The sequence below is a fragment of the Listeria monocytogenes genome, from assembly GCF_013282665.1.
GTDB classification, from domain to species: domain Bacteria; phylum Bacillota; class Bacilli; order Lactobacillales; family Listeriaceae; genus Listeria; species Listeria monocytogenes_C.
In genome coordinates, this window is sequence record NZ_CP054041.1 from 909,830 (window position 1) to 929,267 (window position 19,438).

9 protein-coding genes, 4 tRNA genes, 3 rRNA genes and 1 CRISPR repeat array are annotated in these 19,438 nt (G+C 39.8%); of the genes, 1 reads left to right on the forward strand and 15 read right to left on the reverse strand.

The window, feature by feature from the left end:
• Nucleotides 1-44 precede the first annotated feature (44 nt).
• From mdrT to HRK21_RS04660, 10 genes are all read right to left on the reverse strand, one after another.
• A complete protein-coding gene (mdrT, locus tag HRK21_RS04615; protein ID WP_069888341.1) occupies nt 45-1,526 on the reverse strand; it encodes a cholic acid efflux MFS transporter MdrT in 1,482 nt (493 codons plus the stop codon).
• Nucleotides 1,527-1,625: 99 nt separating this feature from the next.
• Entirely contained in the window at nt 1,626-2,513 is an 888-nt protein-coding gene (gene brtA, locus HRK21_RS04620) for a bile-regulated transcriptional regulator BrtA (RefSeq protein ID WP_069888340.1), read from the reverse strand.
• 152 nt (nt 2,514-2,665) lie between these two features.
• Nucleotides 2,666-2,738: transfer RNA gene (locus HRK21_RS04625), tRNA-Thr, on the reverse strand.
• A 24-nt stretch (nt 2,739-2,762) separates the two neighbouring features.
• Nucleotides 2,763-2,838: transfer RNA gene (locus HRK21_RS04630), tRNA-Asn, on the reverse strand.
• A 10-nt stretch (nt 2,839-2,848) separates the two neighbouring features.
• Nucleotides 2,849-2,964 (reverse strand): 5S ribosomal RNA (rrf, locus tag HRK21_RS04635).
• 77 nt (nt 2,965-3,041) lie between these two features.
• Nucleotides 3,042-5,973 (reverse strand): 23S ribosomal RNA (locus HRK21_RS04640).
• A gap of 172 nt (nt 5,974-6,145) precedes the next feature.
• Nucleotides 6,146-6,221: transfer RNA gene (locus HRK21_RS04645), tRNA-Ala, on the reverse strand.
• A 46-nt stretch (nt 6,222-6,267) separates the two neighbouring features.
• A tRNA-Ile gene (locus HRK21_RS04650) sits at nt 6,268-6,341 on the reverse strand.
• Between the two features lie 130 nt (nt 6,342-6,471).
• Nucleotides 6,472-8,021, reverse strand: a 16S ribosomal RNA gene (locus HRK21_RS04655).
• Together the 16S, 23S and 5S rRNA genes with 4 tRNA genes alongside form the textbook arrangement of a ribosomal RNA operon.
• A 283-nt stretch (nt 8,022-8,304) precedes the next feature.
• Nucleotides 8,305-9,333, reverse strand: coding sequence for an Mrp/NBP35 family ATP-binding protein (locus tag HRK21_RS04660; RefSeq protein ID WP_070006563.1), 1,029 nt, complete (start codon nt 9,331-9,333; stop codon nt 8,305-8,307).
• A gap of 268 nt (nt 9,334-9,601) precedes the next feature.
• Between HRK21_RS04660 and HRK21_RS04665 the strand changes: the two genes are divergently transcribed.
• Nucleotides 9,602-11,128 (forward strand): GW domain-containing glycosaminoglycan-binding protein, encoded by a 1,527-nt coding sequence (locus HRK21_RS04665; protein WP_070006564.1) that lies wholly within the window; start codon nt 9,602-9,604, stop codon nt 11,126-11,128.
• Between the two features lie 105 nt (nt 11,129-11,233).
• Here the strand turns inward: HRK21_RS04665 and HRK21_RS04670 are convergent, their stop codons facing one another.
• From HRK21_RS04670 to cas9, 5 genes are all read right to left on the reverse strand, one after another.
• The gene (locus HRK21_RS04670) at nt 11,234-11,596 is read right to left on the reverse strand and encodes a hypothetical protein (protein ID WP_070006565.1); all 363 of its coding nucleotides are present in this window, start codon (nt 11,594-11,596) and stop codon (nt 11,234-11,236) included.
• 226 nt (nt 11,597-11,822) lie between these two features.
• Nucleotides 11,823-13,245: a CRISPR direct-repeat array (repeat unit 36 nt; unit sequence GTTTTGGTAGCATTCAAAATAACATAGCTCTAAAAC).
• 128 nt (nt 13,246-13,373) lie between these two features.
• Complete coding sequence (gene csn2, locus HRK21_RS04675) at nt 13,374-14,036, reverse strand: type II-A CRISPR-associated protein Csn2 (protein ID WP_070006566.1); 663 nt, start codon at nt 14,034-14,036, stop codon at nt 13,374-13,376.
• Nucleotides 14,026-14,367 carry a CRISPR-associated endonuclease Cas2 gene (cas2, locus tag HRK21_RS04680; RefSeq protein WP_031695320.1) on the reverse strand — a complete coding sequence of 114 codons (342 nt, stop codon included), beginning with the start codon at nt 14,365-14,367 and terminating at the stop codon, nt 14,026-14,028. Before cas2 ends, csn2 begins: the two co-directional genes overlap by 11 nt.
• Complete coding sequence (cas1, locus tag HRK21_RS04685; RefSeq protein ID WP_069887400.1) at nt 14,364-15,230, reverse strand: type II CRISPR-associated endonuclease Cas1; 867 nt, start codon at nt 15,228-15,230, stop codon at nt 14,364-14,366. Before cas1 ends, cas2 begins: the two co-directional genes overlap by 4 nt.
• The gene (gene cas9, locus HRK21_RS04690) at nt 15,231-19,235 is read right to left on the reverse strand and encodes a type II CRISPR RNA-guided endonuclease Cas9 (protein ID WP_070006567.1); all 4,005 of its coding nucleotides are present in this window, start codon (nt 19,233-19,235) and stop codon (nt 15,231-15,233) included. It abuts the gene before it with no gap.
• Nucleotides 19,236-19,438: the final 203 nt, after the last annotated feature.

Sequence of the window (19,438 nt, forward strand, 5' to 3'; positions counted from 1 at the left end):
ACAGGGTCAAATGTCCAAAATGGATTTTTGACCCTGTTTCATTTTTATTTCGTATATTCTTTAACAATTGGCTCTTGTTTTTTATTTTTAAGGAATAAACTTAAAATCATCCCAATAGCCGCGAAAATGGCCGCAACCATAAATGCCGCACGCATTCCATCCAAACTAGCATCTTGCGCTTTTTGAGCAAAGCTAGCCGGATCCGTTGCCATAAGCGCTTTTCCTGGCATATTATCTTTTGTTACATTCGTTAGCACTGTAATAAGTACCGCTGTCCCAATCGAACCCGCAATTTGTCGAATCGTATTATTTACTGCCGAACCGTGATTAATCAGGTGGTTAGGCAGTGCATTCATACCCGCTGTCGAAACTGGCATCATCGCCATTGAAATACCGAAGAACCGCACGGCATAAAATACTACAATATACCAAAGTGGCGTATCCATCGTTAAGAACATAAATGGAATTGTACCGATAGTCAAAATGGTAACCCCGGTAATCGTCAACCATTTCGCCCCGATTTTATCGAAAATAATACCCGTAATCGGACTCATTATCCCCATAATAATCGCACCTGGAAGTAATAACAGACCTGACTGAAGCGCCGACTCACCGCGAATTGTTTGAATATATAAAGGCAATACAATTTCCGCACCAATCATCGCCATCGTCACAATCGAACCAAGAATAACAGACAATGAAAATACCGGATATTTAAACACATGCAGTTCAAGCATTGGATTATCAATAACTAATTGGCGCCAAACAAATAGCCCAATAACTACAACCCCAACAATCAACATAGTAATAACTGTTGTATCTCCCCAACCATCATTACCTGCTGAACTAAATCCATAAAGGAGTGAGCCAAAACCAATCGAAGACATCACAATAGAAAGAAAGTCGATTTTTGTATCAGTTAACTTCACTACTTTTTTCATTCCAAAGAACGCTAAAATTATATCAATAACCGCAATTGGAATTAAAATAAGGAATAATACGCGCCAATCATACGAATCCACAATCCACCCAGACAAAGTTGGCCCAATTGCTGGAGCAAACGCAATAACAAGTCCCATGAGCCCCATCGCTGCCCCACGTTTTTCACGAGGGAAAATTAGCAAGAAGATTGTTTGAAGCAACGGCATCATAATCCCCGCACCAGCCGCTTGAACAATACGACCAGTAAGTAATACCGGGAAAGAACCCGCCACTGACGCAATAATGGTACCAATTGCAAATACAGTCATCGCTGTAATAAATAATGTTTTTGAACTAATTTTTTCAATTAAAAGTGCTGTAATCGGAATCATAATACCATTTGTCAGCAAGAAAGCCGTCGTCAACCATTGCCCCGTCGCTGCTGTAATATGCAAATCATCCATAATCATCGGTAGCGCCGTTGCTAGTAACGTCTGATTCAAAATCGCCACAAACGCCCCAATAATCATTGTTACTACTAATAAACTTCTACTATAAGATTTCCCGTTAACATCAACGGGCCGTTCTACTGCTGTACTATTCAAAATTAATACCCCTTCCCATGTGGAAATTTCCAGATGAATAATAGAAGTATAATAAAAAAAGACCAACAAGTCAACAAAAATGACTAGTCGGTCTAATTATTATAAAAGCCCGTTCACACAAGCCTCTAATTTATTTACTTCTTTTGTCAAACTTGCTGGTACATGTTGCTTAAGGTACAATAGTGTTCCTTGAACCATGAAATCTCTTGGCGCATCATTATTATTAATCTCCCCAACAAGCGCGTTCATAGATTCTTTATACTGCCATTTATCCGAATCATCAATATCTGCATTTTCAATCCCGACATTTAACTCTTCAAGCGCTCCTCGCAGTTTAGCTAATCTTTTCTTTCTAATCATTGTTTGATCCGGCACCAGATTTTCGGTGTCTGCTTCCGTAAACACAATCTCTCCACTCTCCAAAATATCCTTCACAAGCGCATCAAGTCTTCTCACTACATAAGGAATTGCCCGCTCAATCAAATCTGAGTCCACATTCTTGCTACCGCTAGCAAAGACATACATCGCCGCCATCCCGCTAAGCAACATCGTAATATCATTTATATAAGGCTCTGTTTCCTCCCCATAAACCTCTAACAACTGATTTTTAACCCATTCCATATTCTTAAGTCGTACATTCTGCAAGAACGCATTAAAATCATCATCAATCATCGTCTGAGAAAACGTAATATTCAATATCTCCCCATTTTCCGTATAAAAATGAATAATAATTTTCAAGCATTCCGTAAAATTATCCTTCTTCGTCCCATCTAGCGCCATCGTATACTCTAACCGCTGATGCAAAACAGAATACTCCTGCTTAAAAATCACAATTGCTAGTTCCTCTTTCGAAGTAAAATAATTATAAAAAGTCCCTTTAGAAATCTCAGCTGCATCAACCATATCCTGTACCGACGTCTTCAAATACCCTTGTTTTTGAAAAACCTCTTTAGCCGACTTAATAATCCGCTGCTTCTTCTCTTTCAAAAAAAACACCCACCCGTTCTGTTATTATACCAATAGTATAATCGATTTATACTACCGATTCAAGATATCCTTAATAAATCTTACTATTCTTTTAAACAATAAAAAAAGCCTCGCATACTAGCGAAACGTAAAAATTATTCATATATTATTTAAGCCACTTGTCGGATTTGAACCGACGACCCCTTCCTTACCATGGAAGTGCTCTACCAACTGAGCTAAAGCGGCAGCAAAGCCTTTCAAATAAAAAAATGGCTCCACAGGCAGGACTCGAACCTGCGACCGATCGGTTAACAGCCGATTGCTCTACCAACTGAGCTACTGTGGAATAATAAATTGCCCGGCAGCGACCTACTCTCGCAGGGGGAAGCCCCCAACTACCATTGGCGCAGAGAAGCTTAACTACCGTGTTCGGGATGGGAACGGGTGTGACCTTCTCGCCATAACTACCAGACAATATTGAGTTGTTGAAAGATTGCTCTCTCAAAACTAGAGAAGAAAGTGTTCAGTTAGGTAACTTCGTTTCATTTTTTGGTTAAGTCCTCGATCGATTAGTATTTGTCCGCTCCATGTATCGCTACACTTCCACTCCAAACCTATCTACCTGATCATCTTTCAGGGATCTTACTTTCCGAAGAAATGGGAAATCTCATCTTGAGGGGGGCTTCACGCTTAGATGCTTTCAGCGTTTATCCCTGCCACACATAGCTACCCAGCGATGCTCCTGGCGGAACAACTGGTACACCAGCGGTGTGTCCATCCCGGTCCTCTCGTACTAAGGACAGCTCCTCTCAAATTTCCTGCGCCCGCGACGGATAGGGACCGAACTGTCTCACGACGTTCTGAACCCAGCTCGCGTGCCGCTTTAATGGGCGAACAGCCCAACCCTTGGGACCGACTACAGCCCCAGGATGCGACGAGCCGACATCGAGGTGCCAAACCTCCCCGTCGATGTGGACTCTTGGGGGAGATAAGCCTGTTATCCCCGGGGTAGCTTTTATCCGTTGAGCGATGGCCCTTCCATGCGGAACCACCGGATCACTAAGCCCGACTTTCGTCCCTGCTCGACTTGTCAGTCTCGCAGTCAAGCTCCCTTGTGCCTTTACACTCTGCGAATGATTTCCATCCATTCTGAGGGAACCTTTGGGCGCCTCCGTTACTCTTTAGGAGGCGACCGCCCCAGTCAAACTGCCCACCTGACACTGTCTCCCCACGCGCTAAGCGTGGCGGGTTAGAATGGTCATACAGCCAGGGTAGTATCCCACCATTGCCTCCTCGTATGCTAGCGCACACGTCTCTTCGGCTCCTACCTATCCTGTACAAGCGGTACAAACATTCCATATCAGGTTGCAGTAAAGCTCCACGGGGTCTTTCCGTCCTGTCGCGGGTAACCTGCATCTTCACAGGTACTATAATTTCACCGAGTCTCTCGTTGAGACAGTGCCCAGATCGTTGCGCCTTTCGTGCGGGTCGGAACTTACCCGACAAGGAATTTCGCTACCTTAGGACCGTTATAGTTACGGCCGCCGTTTACTGGGGCTTCAATTCGTACCTTCGCCGAAGCTAAGCACTCCTCTTAACCTTCCAGCACCGGGCAGGCGTCAGCCCCTATACGTCACCTTACGGTTTTGCAGAGACCTGTGTTTTTGCTAAACAGTCGCCTGGGCCTATTCACTGCGGCTCTCTCGGGCTTGCACCCTAATAGAGCACCCCTTCTCCCGAAGTTACGGGGTCATTTTGCCGAGTTCCTTAACGAGAGTTCTCTCGCTCACCTTAGGATTCTCTCCTCATCTACCTGTGTCGGTTTGCGGTACGGGCAGTACTACTCTTCCTAGAGGCTTTTCTTGACAGCGTGAAATCAGGAACTTCCGTACTTAATTTCCTTCCCCATCACAGCTCATGCTTCGCAAGAAGCGGATTTGCCTACTTCTCACACTCACTGCTTGGACGCACATTTCCATTCGTGCGATTCCCTATCCTTCTGTGTCACCCCATCGGTTAAACAATTAGCACTGGTACAGGAATCTCTACCTGTTGTCCATCGCCTACGCCTATCGGCCTCGGCTTAGGTCCCGACTAACCCTGAGCGGACGAGCCTTCCTCAGGAAACCTTAGATATTCGGTGGAAGGGATTCTCACCCTTCTTTCGCTACTCATACCGGCATTCTCACTTCTAAGCGCTCCACCAGTCCTTCCGGTCTGACTTCACCGCCCTTAGAACGCTCTCCTACCACGAACCTCTAAAGAGGTTCATCCACAGTTTCGGTAATATGTTTAGCCCCGGTACATTTTCGGCGCGGGGTCACTCGACCAGTGAGCTATTACGCACTCTTTCAATGGTGGCTGCTTCTAAGCCAACATCCTGGTTGTCTAAGCAACCCCACATCCTTTTCCACTTAACATATATTTGGGGACCTTAACTGGTGGTCTGGGCTGTTTCCCTTTCGACTACGGATCTTATCACTCGCAGTCTGACTCCCGAGTATAAGTACATGGCATTCGGAGTTTATCTGAATTCGGTAACCCGAGAAGGGCCCCTAGTCCAAACAGTGCTCTACCTCCATGACTCTTTACCTCGAGGCTAGCCCTAAAGCTATTTCGGAGAGAACCAGCTATCTCCAAGTTCGATTGGAATTTCTCCGCTACCCACACCTCATCCCCGCACTTTTCAACGTGCGTGGGTTCGGACCTCCAGTAAGTATTACCTTACCTTCATCCTGGACATGGGTAGATCACCTGGTTTCGGGTCTACGACCTGTTACTTATGCGCCCTATTCAGACTCGCTTTCGCTACGGCTCCGCTTTTTCCGCTTAACCTTGCAACAAATCGTAACTCGCCGGTTCATTCTACAAAAGGCACGCTATCACCCATTAACGGGCTCTAACTACTTGTAGGCACACGGTTTCAGGAACTGTTTCACTCCCCTTCCGGGGTGCTTTTCACCTTTCCCTCACGGTACTGGTTCACTATCGGTCACTAGGGAGTATTTAGCCTTGGGAGATGGTCCTCCCGGATTCCGACGGAATTTCACGTGTTCCGCCGTACTCAGGATCCACTCTGGAGGGAAAGCCATTTCAACTACCGGGCTGTTACCGTCTTTGGCGGGCCTTTCCAGACCGCTTCATTTATAACTTTCTTTTGTAACTCCGTATAGAGTGTCCTACAACCCCAAGAAGCAAGCTTCTTGGTTTGGGCTCTTTCCGTTTCGCTCGCCGCTACTCAGGAAATCGATTTTTCTTTCTCTTCCTCCAGGTACTTAGATGTTTCAGTTCCCTGGGTCTGCCTTCCTTACGCTATGTATTCACGTAAAGATACTATCCGACTAAAGATAGTGGGTTCCCCCATTCGGAAATCTCTGGATCAACGCTTACGTACAGCTCCCCAAAGCATATCGGTGTTAGTCCCGTCCTTCTTCGGCTCCTAGTGCCAAGGCATCCACCGTGCGCCCTTTCTAACTTAACCAATTTACTTCTACGAAGCAAAGGTTGTTTTTCTGATTTTCTGTATCAGCGATGATACTTCCAATCAGATGAAAGATTCACTTTCAGATGATTCTCGGTTACTTGTGTCATAGATAATTACTTATCTATGCTAACTTTACTAACTTTCTTATCTAGTTTTCAAAGAACAATTTTGGTGGAGCCTAGCGGGATCGAACCGCTGACCTCCTGCGTGCAAAGCAGGCGCTCTCCCAGCTGAGCTAAGGCCCCATAAAAGAATAGGATTCGTTGTATTTCTTGTGTCAGAAAGAAAAAGTGGGCCTAAATGGACTCGAACCATCGACCTCACGCTTATCAGGCGTGCGCTCTAACCAGCTGAGCTATAGGCCCGTCAAAAATGTAGTGGCGCGATGCTTCAAGCATGGTGCCTTGCATACTTTATCTGACATAAAAAGAGAGTAACCTCTCAAAACTGAACAAATATAGAAGAACGAAAACACACAGGTTTCCTTTTCCTTAGAAAGGAGGTGATCCAGCCGCACCTTCCGATACGGCTACCTTGTTACGACTTCACCCCAATTATCTGTCCCACCTTCGGCGGCTGGCTCCATAAAGGTTACCCTACCGACTTCGGGTGTTACAAACTCTCGTGGTGTGACGGGCGGTGTGTACAAGGCCCGGGAACGTATTCACCGTGGCATGCTGATCCACGATTACTAGCGATTCCGGCTTCATGTAGGCGAGTTGCAGCCTACAATCCGAACTGAGAATAGTTTTATGGGATTAGCTCCACCTCGCGGCTTCGCGACCCTTTGTACTATCCATTGTAGCACGTGTGTAGCCCAGGTCATAAGGGGCATGATGATTTGACGTCATCCCCACCTTCCTCCGGCTTGCACCGGCAGTCACTTTAGAGTGCCCAACTAAATGCTGGCAACTAAAATCAAGGGTTGCGCTCGTTGCGGGACTTAACCCAACATCTCACGACACGAGCTGACGACAACCATGCACCACCTGTCACTTTGTCCCCGAAGGGAAAGCTCTGTCTCCAGAGTGGTCAAAGGATGTCAAGACCTGGTAAGGTTCTTCGCGTTGCTTCGAATTAAACCACATGCTCCACCGCTTGTGCGGGCCCCCGTCAATTCCTTTGAGTTTCAACCTTGCGGTCGTACTCCCCAGGCGGAGTGCTTAATGCGTTAGCTGCAGCACTAAGGGGCGGAAACCCCCTAACACTTAGCACTCATCGTTTACGGCGTGGACTACCAGGGTATCTAATCCTGTTTGCTCCCCACGCTTTCGCGCCTCAGCGTCAGTTACAGACCAGAGAGTCGCCTTCGCCACTGGTGTTCCTCCACATATCTACGCATTTCACCGCTACACGTGGAATTCCACTCTCCTCTTCTGCACTCCAGTCTTCCAGTTTCCAATGACCCTCCCCGGTTAAGCCGGGGGCTTTCACATCAGACTTAAAAGACCGCCTGCGCGCGCTTTACGCCCAATAAATCCGGACAACGCTTGCCACCTACGTATTACCGCGGCTGCTGGCACGTAGTTAGCCGTGGCTTTCTGGTTAGATACCGTCAAGGGACAAGCAGTTACTCTTATCCTTGTTCTTCTCTAACAACAGTACTTTACGATCCGAAAACCTTCTTCATACACGCGGCGTTGCTCCGTCAGACTTTCGTCCATTGCGGAAGATTCCCTACTGCTGCCTCCCGTAGGAGTCTGGGCCGTGTCTCAGTCCCAGTGTGGCCGATCACCCTCTCAGGTCGGCTATGCATCGTTGCCTTGGTAGGCCATTACCCTACCAACTAGCTAATGCACCGCGGGCCCATCTGTAAGCGATAGCCGAAACCATCTTTCAAAGGCGTGGCATGCGCCACATCTTATCATTCGGTATTAGCCCCGGTTTCCCGGAGTTATCCCCAACTTACAGGCAGGTTGCCCACGTGTTACTCACCCGTCCGCCACTAACTTTGGAAGAGCAAGCTCTTCCTCCGTTCGTTCGACTTGCATGTATTAGGCACGCCGCCAGCGTTCGTCCTGAGCCAGGATCAAACTCTCTTTAAAATATAAATTGAATTTGAATACTTATTCAACACCGTGAATAAGATTCCTTGCGTCAAATTGACTTCGCTAGCAATTAAATTACTAGTTTGTTTTGTTGAAAACAGCTTTCTGTTTTCTGCCCTGCGATTACCAGTGAGACTTTACGTCTCATTGCTTTTCGTCTTCTTTTTTGTTCAGTTTTCAAAGGTCAGTTTCTTTTGCTGCGAAAGCGTTTTGTCCGCATCAGCAACGTTTATAAATATACCAAGATTTTTGCCTTTCGTCAATACTTTTTACAAAGTTTTTATGATAAATATGGAATTATTTTCTCTGCTAGGGTTTTATATGCTTTTCCTGATATACTTGAAGGGTCAAAAACAGCTGATATATAGCCATTTGTATTGGGCTCAGGTTGTTCTATTGGCATCTGGATTAAAAGTTGTGTTTCTAAGTCTGCAGCAACTTTTTCACCGCCGCCTTGCCCAAATACTTTTAATACTTGTCCATCAGCTAAAGTGAGATAAGACATATTTTCGATTACACCGATGATTTTATGGTTGTTTTTTGCTGCCATATAACCTGCTCGAGATGCAACCGAGGCTGCGGCATAATGTGGTGTTGTAACTATTAACTCATTACATTTAGGAATAAGTGTGTGAATATCTAAGGCTACATCGCCAGTTCCTGGAGGTAAATCAATAAGTAAGTAATCTAGTTTCCCCCATCTTACTTCTTCTAAAAACATTTTAATCATTTTACCTAGCATTGGGCCTCGCCAAATAACTGGTTCTCCAGGTTCTACAAAAAAATCCATTGAAATCATTTGGATGCCTTGGGTTTCTACTGGGATAATTTGACCATTTTCTTTGCGAGGAGATTCGGTTGTTCCAAGTAGTACCGGGATACTAAATCCATATATGTCAGCATCTAACAGCCCTACTTTTTTTCCTTGTTTAGCGAGCGCGACAGCAAGGTTGGCCGAAACTGTGGATTTTCCTACTCCACCTTTTCCGCTAGCTATTGCTAAAAATTTCGTTTCGCTTGTTTCTGAAAGTATGTTATCTCTTGCTTGGAAAATGCGATCGATAACTGCTGCTGGCAAGTATTCTAATTCGATATTTATTTCATTTACACCAAATTGTGTAAGAAGTTCTTCTATATTATGAACAAAATGATCCGTTTCTATTGCTGGATCAGCTAATGCGATTTTGATATTCGCTGCTTCTTTTAGTACCTGTACTTCTAAAATACCTTCTGTTTCTTCTAAACTCGCTTCTAGAACAGGGTCTTGTAATCGATATAGCAATCTAGTAATTTGTTGTTCGTTTAACATATATATAAACCTCCAAAAATGAATGCGCTGACATACTGATTATTATAGCATGGCTGTTTTATTTTTTCACATATTGCTTGCCTTTTCGGTATAAAAGTTCATTGAAGAGAATTTCACAAATTTTACATATTTAGTGTTTTCAGCTTTAACAGTTGCGCCCCAATAGGTTTGGTGCAATTGTTTTTTTTCGTCATATAAATGTAATAGAACTTTTAAGGTGTTTATTGATAATATAGTGGCAGATATAAATAAAGGAGTGCATTGAAATTTGAATAGAAAGTTTATAAAACCAGGGATAATTCTGCTGATTGTAGCATTTTTGGCGATTTCCATAAATGTTGGTGCAGAAACAGGAGGTAGCAGAACTGCTCAAGCTAATTTGACTACTTCGCAACAAGCTTTCATTGATGAGATTTTACCTGCGGCTCAAGATGGATATCGTGATGGTAAATTACTTACGAGTGTAACGCTTGCTCAAGCTATTTTGGAATCTAATTGGGGTGAAAGTGGTCTAAGCCAGAACTCTAATAACTTATTCGGAATTAAAGGAGCTTATGAAGGAAAGTCGGTCTCAATGGGAACGATGGAAGCATCCGGTGCTACTACCGCTAACTTCCGTGTTTACCCTAGTTGGAAAGAATCCATTGAAGATCACACGGCCTTAATTACGGAAAATGAGCGTTATCAAGGCGCAGTTGGCGAAACCGATTACCGCAAAGCACTGCAAGCTATTAAAGATGGTGGTTATGCGACGGACCCTGATTATGTTTCTAAACTAGTAGCAATTATTGAACGCTACAACTTAGATGCGTATGATGTCATTTACGATAAAATCGAGTCTAACCAAGCGCTTACAGCTATCGGTACAGTTGCTGCTACTAAAGAACAAGAGCTTATTTGGTCAGCACCGTACAATACCGAGAATGCAAGTGAAGTTGGAACCCTAAAGAACTATACAGGTCGTAACTTAGAAATTTCTTGGGAAGCTAAAACAGAAAAAGGTCTATGGTACTTTATTCGTGAAAACAATGAAGATATCGGTTGGGTAAATAGCAACGCTCTAGACATCAGCTATCATCAAAAAGAAGATGAAGATGTTCAATTAACCAAGTATGTAGATGATTTAAACGCACATATTTATCGCTTGCCAAATCCTGAAAAGCAATTCGATGAGGGCACTATCGAAAAATATGATAGAAAAGCCCTTCAAGTAGATAAAAAAATCACTCGCGGCGGCTATGCTTGGTTCCGACTTTCGGAAGGTGGAGAAGTACTTGGCTGGGTTCGCGCTGACAAGTTAAATGATCGCCTATATGATCGTATCACCGAGCAAACTTCCTACGACGGTTACGCTATTGTAAGTAAATCAGCGACTGACAACGTATGGAGTGAACCATTCAACACAAAAAACGCAGAAAAACTAGCACCACTTACTGATTATGATAATGAAAAATTAGAACTAGTGACTCGCGCTAAAGTCGGAAATACACTTTGGTATGCGTTCAAACTAGATGGAAAAGTTGTTGGCTGGGCTAGCGAGAAAGACTTAAATGTTTTTTACACTCCCGCTAAAGAAGAACCAGTAAAACAAGTTGCTTACGTGAAAGATCCAACTGCAAAACTTTACAATAAACCTATAGAATCAACAAGCACCAAACCAAAAGCAGTTGGTTTCTATTATGGGAAGTTATTAGCAGTCGATAAAACAGCTAATATTCTTGGCGAAGATTGGTTGCATGTTAAAGACAGTCATAACTCACTAGGATGGATCAAAGCTATCGATATCAATGGTTAAATAAAAACGAGGTCTGCGTAGTTGCAGAACCTCGTTTTTATTTAACCATTTAGTTTGCGACTAGCCATCCATTTTACCATTTTCGGCTCTGCGAGTGAGAGATTTTTATTTGTTTAGCCGGATGATTTTATGTACGTATTTGGGATCTATTTGGGCTGGTGAGGTTTCTTGGATTGGGAAATCTTTTGTTAAAATGATTTTTATATTGTCATTTTTGTTTAGTTCGGTTAGTTTTATTTTGTTTCCCGTTTCGTCGTGGTACTTTCCACTGATGTAGAAGCGCACACTCAGTTCTGGCGCGTTATTATTGGTTTTTATTTTGATATTATTGATTAAAACAGATTCCATTTCTACTTGTTCAATAGTGCCGGTAGCTTCTATGGTTTGTCTAGGGATTTCTTTTGTAGTGGTTGAGCAAGCAGTTAACAGGAATGCGCAAAAAATAAAAATAATGGAGGTTTTTTTCATGGTTGGGGGCTCCTTTTTTAACGGATGGTGCTAAAAGTTATATAGGTTCTCATTTTAGTTATTAATAGTTCTCAGTCACTTAAAATTAAATTTTCGATAGTTAAATGCTCTATCAGCAGTTCTGTTTTATTCAATAACAGGAAATCTTCCTCGCTGTTCCAAGCAGTATATAGTTCAAGCGTGTCATTATCCCTACTCGTATTTAGAATATAATCAGTTAAAACAGGTTTGGGTAGCATTCAAAATAACATAGCTCTAAAACTCAAAGTCTTTAATCCTCTTTTTAGCCATTGTTTTGGTAGCATTCAAAATAACATAGCTCTAAAACAGTCTAATGTGTACAATTCCAATGCTTTTTGTTTTGGTAGCATTCAAAATAACATAGCTCTAAAACTCGAGTTGGGGTTACTATTCCCGAAACCTTGTTTTGGTAGCATTCAAAATAACATAGCTCTAAAACTAGGCTTATTGTTTGGGTTTGTAGAAGCAGGTTTTGGTAGCATTCAAAATAACATAGCTCTAAAACCGATGTAAGTATGAACGCACAGAACGAATGGTTTTGGTAGCATTCAAAATAACATAGCTCTAAAACGCTCGTTTTGTCTGTCGCTGTGACATGAATGTTTTGGTAGCATTCAAAATAACATAGCTCTAAAACATAAGAAAATGAGTAGCGCGCAAGAAAGCTGGTTTTGGTAGCATTCAAAATAACATAGCTCTAAAACCATTCAATAAACTAATAAACAAAAATAATAGTTTTGGTAGCATTCAAAATAACATAGCTCTAAAACCGTCTTCACCTAAATTATATTTATTTCTGAGTTTTGGTAGCATTCAAAATAACATAGCTCTAAAACTCCTCTTGCACGGCTTTCATATTGACATGGGTTTTGGTAGCATTCAAAATAACATAGCTCTAAAACGCCTCCGACAATGATAATCTTAAGTTTGCAGTTTTGGTAGCATTCAAAATAACATAGCTCTAAAACGCAACATCATTCTGTTATTCTTAGCTGCAAGTTTTGGTAGCATTCAAAATAACATAGCTCTAAAACGAAAGACGCAGCATAGTGTCCGATTCGCGAGTTTTGGTAGCATTCAAAATAACATAGCTCTAAAACACTTTTAACGTAATAGTCGCCTTGTCCACTGTTTTGGTAGCATTCAAAATAACATAGCTCTAAAACGCATTAGAAGGAATGCTCACATTTGTGGATGTTTTGGTAGCATTCAAAATAACATAGCTCTAAAACTGATTACAATAGTGAAACACACAAAGCATTGTTTTGGTAGCATTCAAAATAACATAGCTCTAAAACAATTTTCCGTTAGGTTCGTCACCTAGGTTCGTTTTGGTAGCATTCAAAATAACATAGCTCTAAAACGCGTATCAGCTAAGAAGCTTTTTTCTATTGGTTTTGGTAGCATTCAAAATAACATAGCTCTAAAACTGAGGAGGTTGACTTAGAAGAGGACGGCTAGTTTTGGTAGCATTCAAAATAACATAGCTCTAAAACTACTGCTAAGAAAAGTACAAGTCCCCAGAAGTTTTGGTAGCATTCAAAATAACATAGCTCTAAAACCCTATCCCCATCAATAGTGGCCCGATGGCAGTTTTGGTAGCATTCAAAATAACATAGCTCTAAAACCTCGCAGAATTTTTTCTTTCCTCCGAGATTCCGTAATCGCGCCATTCATCCATAGCAAGATTTCAATTTTGAATGCTTTTTTATGGGTTACATAAAATTTATTTTGTTTTCAAAGAACAGCGGTTACCTTATACACTATTTTCCATGTGTAAAAAATAATCAGAATCTAAAGTAACATGTGGAGATTCTTTTATCTTTCTAGGCTCAATAAATAGTACTTTGACTTGATATAAAGAGATATACCTCCTCAACTCTAGCAGTTCTTCCTCTGTAAGATAGGAACACACATTAATAAGTACTAACAATTTTTTCTTAGATAGATATTTATAAACTTGTACTATTTCAATTAATTTCTCAAATATGGTATCGCTTTTTGTTTCTATTTTTATTCCTAAAGCTTTGAATAATTCAATGACCGTTATTTCATCTTCTTCTAAATCCAGTTCATGCTCCAATAATTCGTAACCTATCAACTCGCTAATCGTTGCGGTTAATTTGTCAATCATTGACTTTACTTCAGGCTTTTCGTTAAGTTGCTGCTCCAAATCCGCATATATTAATTTTAGCGTTGCTGCGGAATTGATATCGTGTCCTAACACATCAGTAATCAACATCAACTCACTACTTTTCAACGGTTGATGTTTCGCGTCAAAAATGGTCAATTCTTCTGTTTCCTCGTATTGATAGAAAAATTTAGTGACATTCGCAAAAACACGTACATCTTCTATTACAAATATGGTAGAATCTTCAATTTGTATGGGATCGTCGAGTAATTTGAAATTAAAATTCATCCACATCATCTCCTAGGAAAACGAGTCTCGCATCTGAATTAGCTATGCTTTTATTTTGTTCACCACTTAAATATACCATACGCGCAAATTGTTTTTCTGTCACAGTCAATAAAGTAATCAGTCCCTTTTTAGGATTTTGTTGTTTTAAGCGCGCGAGCATCGCCTTACTGGCAGTTCCGTTCAATAAAATTTTGCTATAGACAGAATATTGATGCATAATAAACCCCTCGCTCAATATAAAACGTCGAAATTGACGATAAGCTTTTCTTTCTTTGGCTGTGTCTGTAGGCATATCAAACATTAATAACATTCTCATATATCGATAACTCATATCCTAAATTCAGGAACTCCTTCCCTTTCTTCATTTAAGACTTTTACTATTTTCTTAGTATAATCACTCGCAATGTTCGTCAAAAACATATGTTGGTCATTATAGTCAAATTGCTTGGTAAACAATTCGAATAACGCGCGTTTAATTACCAGAAAATCTTCATTGCGTTTCTCATAAACGATTTGATCAACTAGTGGTCTGAAAGGCTCCATTAAGTCACTAGCCAAATTAAAATCATTAAATTGATTGGCGTGTTTCAATCCAAATTGTGTCATACAACCAGATTTCACCAATTCTCTTGCAAAAACACTTAATAGCAAAGTATAACCATAATTCAATCCACTATTAATATCGTTTTCTTGCTCTCTCGTAAAATCATTTCCAAAAAGCTGATTAAAGTATATTCTAGCTGCGTGACCCTCCCGATTAGTAGGATCAAAAACAGCTAAAGTTTCATGTAAATTTATTAATGAGCTTGCCTTCTCATCATAATTCAGCATCGATAAATACGTACTTTGATTTAAAATTTTTTGAGAAATAATTTCCGTCCACACCGCAGCCTTTAATTCAGCGTTCCATTCCAATTGCTTTGTTAATTGCAAACTGCTATCGTGCCGGCCGTAAAAAGGAAGCATTTTTCCAATAGGCAATCGCTTATCATCACAAAAGAGAATCAAAATATTCTCAGCTACTAAGCAGTTAATTAACATGGTAGTCAAGGTAATATCTGTTGTTTCTAGAATAAGCACATCAATTTCTGATAGATGAATCATTTCCTGTTGATAAGCCGTTTTAAAAACTAGATGTTGGTTCTTATATGATAATTTCGAATGCGAATTTACAACAACAGTCCGCCATCCCATTTAGCCATCCAGCCTTTTTCGTGCTTCATAAAGTCCTGTGATTGATTGATAGATGATAGTGGCCCTTAATAGTTCTTTAAGATTAGTATATCTTTTACGCTCAATAGTGGCTTCAAAAAATTTAAAACTTGCCGGCGCACCCATAGCATTGAATGCCATTAAGTTAACAAAAGATTGTGCTATAACCTTAATGTCGTTATCTTTATTTTGCTCAAAAAGCTGATTAATTTTGCTTAGATTAGCATCAGCTAACGTATATCTTTTCGCAAATTCTGATACGTGCGCTAGCAATTCACCAAACATTTCTCTATTACTTTCAATATAGTCTAAGCTTTTCCCATCACTAGCTTCACAATTTTTCGCATGGTGTAGCAGTGTTATTAGCTGACCTTTCAATACCTGCTGATTTCCTTTTTGAGCTTCATTAGCACTAGCTAGCATTCTCCGGCGCCCATTTTCACATTCATATAACGTATATTTCGGTAATTTTGTGAGGACTTTAGGCTGGCGATAACCTTGTTTCTCTAAAAATGATTTCTCATCTTTTTCAAAAGCCTTACGTTCCATAATAGTAATACGGATAATTTTTTTCTCGAAAACTATTTTCTTTTTCCCCTTCGCATGTTCAATAATAACTGCATACGCCATATTAGGGCTATCAAGGCCTCCATATTTCATCGGATCCCAATTTTCTTTTCTAGGAATTAATTTACTGGAATTTCCTTTTGGTTTAATTGTAGCTTTTGAAAATTCGCCTTTTTGAATTTCTGTTTTCTTAACAATATTCATTTGTCGATAATCTAGGACTTTCTTGATAGTTTCCAAATATTTTTTATCCCAAAGAATCTCACCATTTTCATCTATTATTCGTTCTTTTTGCGCAAAGAATAACATGATGTTTGTATAAAATTGCTTTTTCGCGGTAGCTTTATTTGCTTTGAACCAATCAAATTGGTGATACTCTCCATATACAAATTCTGGTTCTAACTGAGGATATACTTTTAACAATGTATTTGCGACAACACCATTCAAATATGCATCGTGCGCATGGTGATAATCATTAACTTCTCGCACCTTGTATAATTGAAATTGCTTACGGAATTGGCTAACCAGCGCAGATTTTAACATTACAATTCGAACTTGTTCCATATTATTACCATGATTATCTGTTTCATTATTAAAACGTTGATGTAAAATATTGGCCACGTTCTTCGTTATTTGGCGAGTTTCCACTAATTGTCTATGGATAAATGTCGCTTTATCCGCTTCTGTAAGACCACCACGTTCAGCTTTGGTTAAATAGTCAAATTTGCGTTTACTCATCAAATTCCCTTGGAATAGCTTCTCCCAAAATACTTTTCTCTTCCGAACGATTTCTAGTGGTGGTACATCGTCCCCTTTTTCCCGATTTCCAGCTGAACTCGTTAACACAAGATTATCAATGGAGTTATCTGTTATAAAACTCTGGGGCACAATATGATCAATATCATAGTTAGAAAGATTATGAATATCTAACTCTTGTCCAGTATACATATCCTTCCCGTTCTGTAAATAATACAAGTACAATCTATTATTTCTTAATTCTTGATTATCAGTCGGATGTTCTTTTAGAATTTGACTACCAAATTCTTTAATCGCTTTTTCTAATGATTTATAACGCGGTCTAGAATTATTTTTTCCTTTAACAGTGGTTTGGTTTTCTCTTGCCATTTCCACAACAATCGTTTGAGGTGGGTAACCCATTATACTAACAAGTTCATCGACAATCTTCAGACTTTGTAAAATGCCTTTTTTAATAGCCGGGCTACCAGCAAGATCTGCTACAATACTTTGAAGGTCTTTATCCGTCGTAGATACTTGTTCTTTCTCAATAATTGATTTGAATGATAAATTACTGTCATTTATTAATTGCATCAGATTGCGGTTAAGTCCATCATCATTCATCAAATAATCTAAAATAGTTAGGTGAGATTGTTTATCACGAATCCCAACAAGTAACTTAGCTGATAACCTTCCCCATCCTGTATAATGTCTTCGCTCTAATTTTTTCAGAACTGCCCCATCTAGAACACCAGAAAATTGCTGTAACTGTTCTTTGATCATACGCTTATCTTCAAACACAGTTAGAATTTTGACTATATCTTCTAGCATTTCCATATTTAATGGATTTTCAAGGACTTCTTGTTTTATTCCTACCTTCAGTAAATCATGGTAGGTAGCATAACTAGAATTAAATGAGTCTTCCAAACCTTCAATAGTTGGACTTTCAATGTGGCTCATATTCCGTAAGAACTGCTCCAAATCTTTCTTGCTCACTTTACGTTTTTGCTTAAAATAGTCATTAAAAATTTGTTGTTTTTCCTGCCCAGAAAAATAGTTTGTTTTCCCTTGGTCATCAATATATCTAACTTTGGTCAGTTCATTATAAACCATGTATTTTTGATAATAGAGACTATGTTTAGGTAACACATTTTCTTTAGGCAAATATGTATCTTTATTGGTCATTTTTTCAATAAAATCTACCGCTGACTTACCAAAATCTACTTTTTCTTCTATATTCCATGGTCTAATTTCACCATCAGCTTTTCTTGTTAGCCAAGCAAAATCGCTCTGGCCATTAGCTAGCGGACCAACAAAATATGGAATTCTAAAAGTTACTAAGCTTTTGATTTTATCATACGCTTCTTTTAAAAAAGGATAATATTTCGCTTGTTGGTGTAAAATAGCTTCTAATTCTTCCAAATGTAATTGATGCGGAATAGCACCATTGTCAAATGTCCGTTGTTTTCGCAAAAAGTTTTCTTCTTCTATTTTAGCAATAAAATAATCTGCACCTTCGATGTTCTCCAATAGTGTTTTCAGGTACTTATAAAAATCTACTTGTTTGGTTTTGCCGTCTATATATCCGGCGTAACCATCTATCGCGACATTACTAAATATTTCTTCATATTGTTTAGGTAAGTGAAGCTTAATAAATGCTTTCAGTTCACTTAAATCTTTTTCGTGTGCATCAAAACGTTCAATCATGCTTGCAGATAACTTCGCATTCGTCTCCGTGTCCGTCACCGTAATAATACTTGATAACACCACAGCATTATATGTATTTTTTGCCGCAACAAATAGTTCAGCATATTCATCCCCAATTATCGCCAGCAATGCCTCTAAGTCTTCTTCATAACTATCTTTCGCACACTCAATATCCGTTTTCTCAACAAGATCAAAAACCTTCTGAAAATTTCCTTTGCTACCTACAATCAAACTTATGAATTGCGCAAACATTCCTGTAGATTTTTCACCCGGATATAATTGTAAAATTCTTTCCAATTTTTCTTTTCTCGTAAATTTTCCAGCTAGAATATTAGCTACTGTTGTATTTTCTTCCATTTTAGCTAGAGTGCCTTCTTCAATATTGCTGATAAACACTTGATTATAAGTCTGTATAAATTGTTTATATACTCCATCCACTGAGGTGTTTTTAGTATCTAATGCTCCCTCAATTAAAAAGTTTCCTCTATATTTTATAATATGCGCTAAAGCCAAATAAACTAATCTTAAATCTGCTTTTTCAGAAGAATTAACCAGCTCTTCTCGCAAGTGATATATTGTCCGGTAGTTTTTGTGGTACGCAACTTCTTCCTCTATCGTTGCAAAAAAAGGATGACGACTATTTCTTTTTTCGCTGTCAACATAGAAACTATCATTTAATCGGCAAAAGAAATTAGCATCGATATTAGCCATCTCTAATGCAAATATCTCTTGTAAATAAGAAATACGATTTCTTCTTCTCTCTATTCTTCTTCTTGCTGTTCTGTTCATTCTACGGTCTGCTGCCGTTTCGCCTTCATCAAACAGCCTAACGCCCCAGAAATTTTTCTTTATCTGCTTTTTATCCGAGTTTCCAGCAACTTTCATTTTCCTCTTCACTAAATCATATTGGTCTGTCAAAACTGCCCATCCCACTGAATTAGTCCCAATGTCTAAGCCAATCGTGTACGGATTTTTCATATTCTTCATCCCTTCAACTTGTTTTTAGTTGCATTTTTTTTATAATTTGGTACAATGTATATATTGTTAGTATTCAAAATAACATAGCAAGTTAAAATAAGGCTTTGTCCGTTATCAACTTTTAATTAAGTAGCGCTGTTTCGGCGCTTTTTTTGTGCATTTTTTTATAGAACATAAAATTGTGACCATGCCATATTTCTATG

Coding starts and splice junctions, on each gene's coding strand:
- HRK21_RS04660 (WP_070006563.1), bottom strand. CDS start 9,333: ATGTTAAACGAACAACAAATTACTAGATTGCTATATCGATTACAAGAC.
- HRK21_RS04670 (WP_070006565.1), bottom strand. CDS start 11,596: ATGAAAAAAACCTCCATTATTTTTATTTTTTGCGCATTCCTGTTAACT.
- csn2 (WP_070006566.1), bottom strand. CDS start 14,036: ATGAATTTTAATTTCAAATTACTCGACGATCCCATACAAATTGAAGAT.
- cas2 (WP_031695320.1), bottom strand. CDS start 14,367: ATGAGTTATCGATATATGAGAATGTTATTAATGTTTGATATGCCTACA.
- cas1 (WP_069887400.1), bottom strand. CDS start 15,230: ATGGGATGGCGGACTGTTGTTGTAAATTCGCATTCGAAATTATCATAT.
- cas9 (WP_070006567.1), bottom strand. CDS start 19,235: ATGAAAAATCCGTACACGATTGGCTTAGACATTGGGACTAATTCAGTG.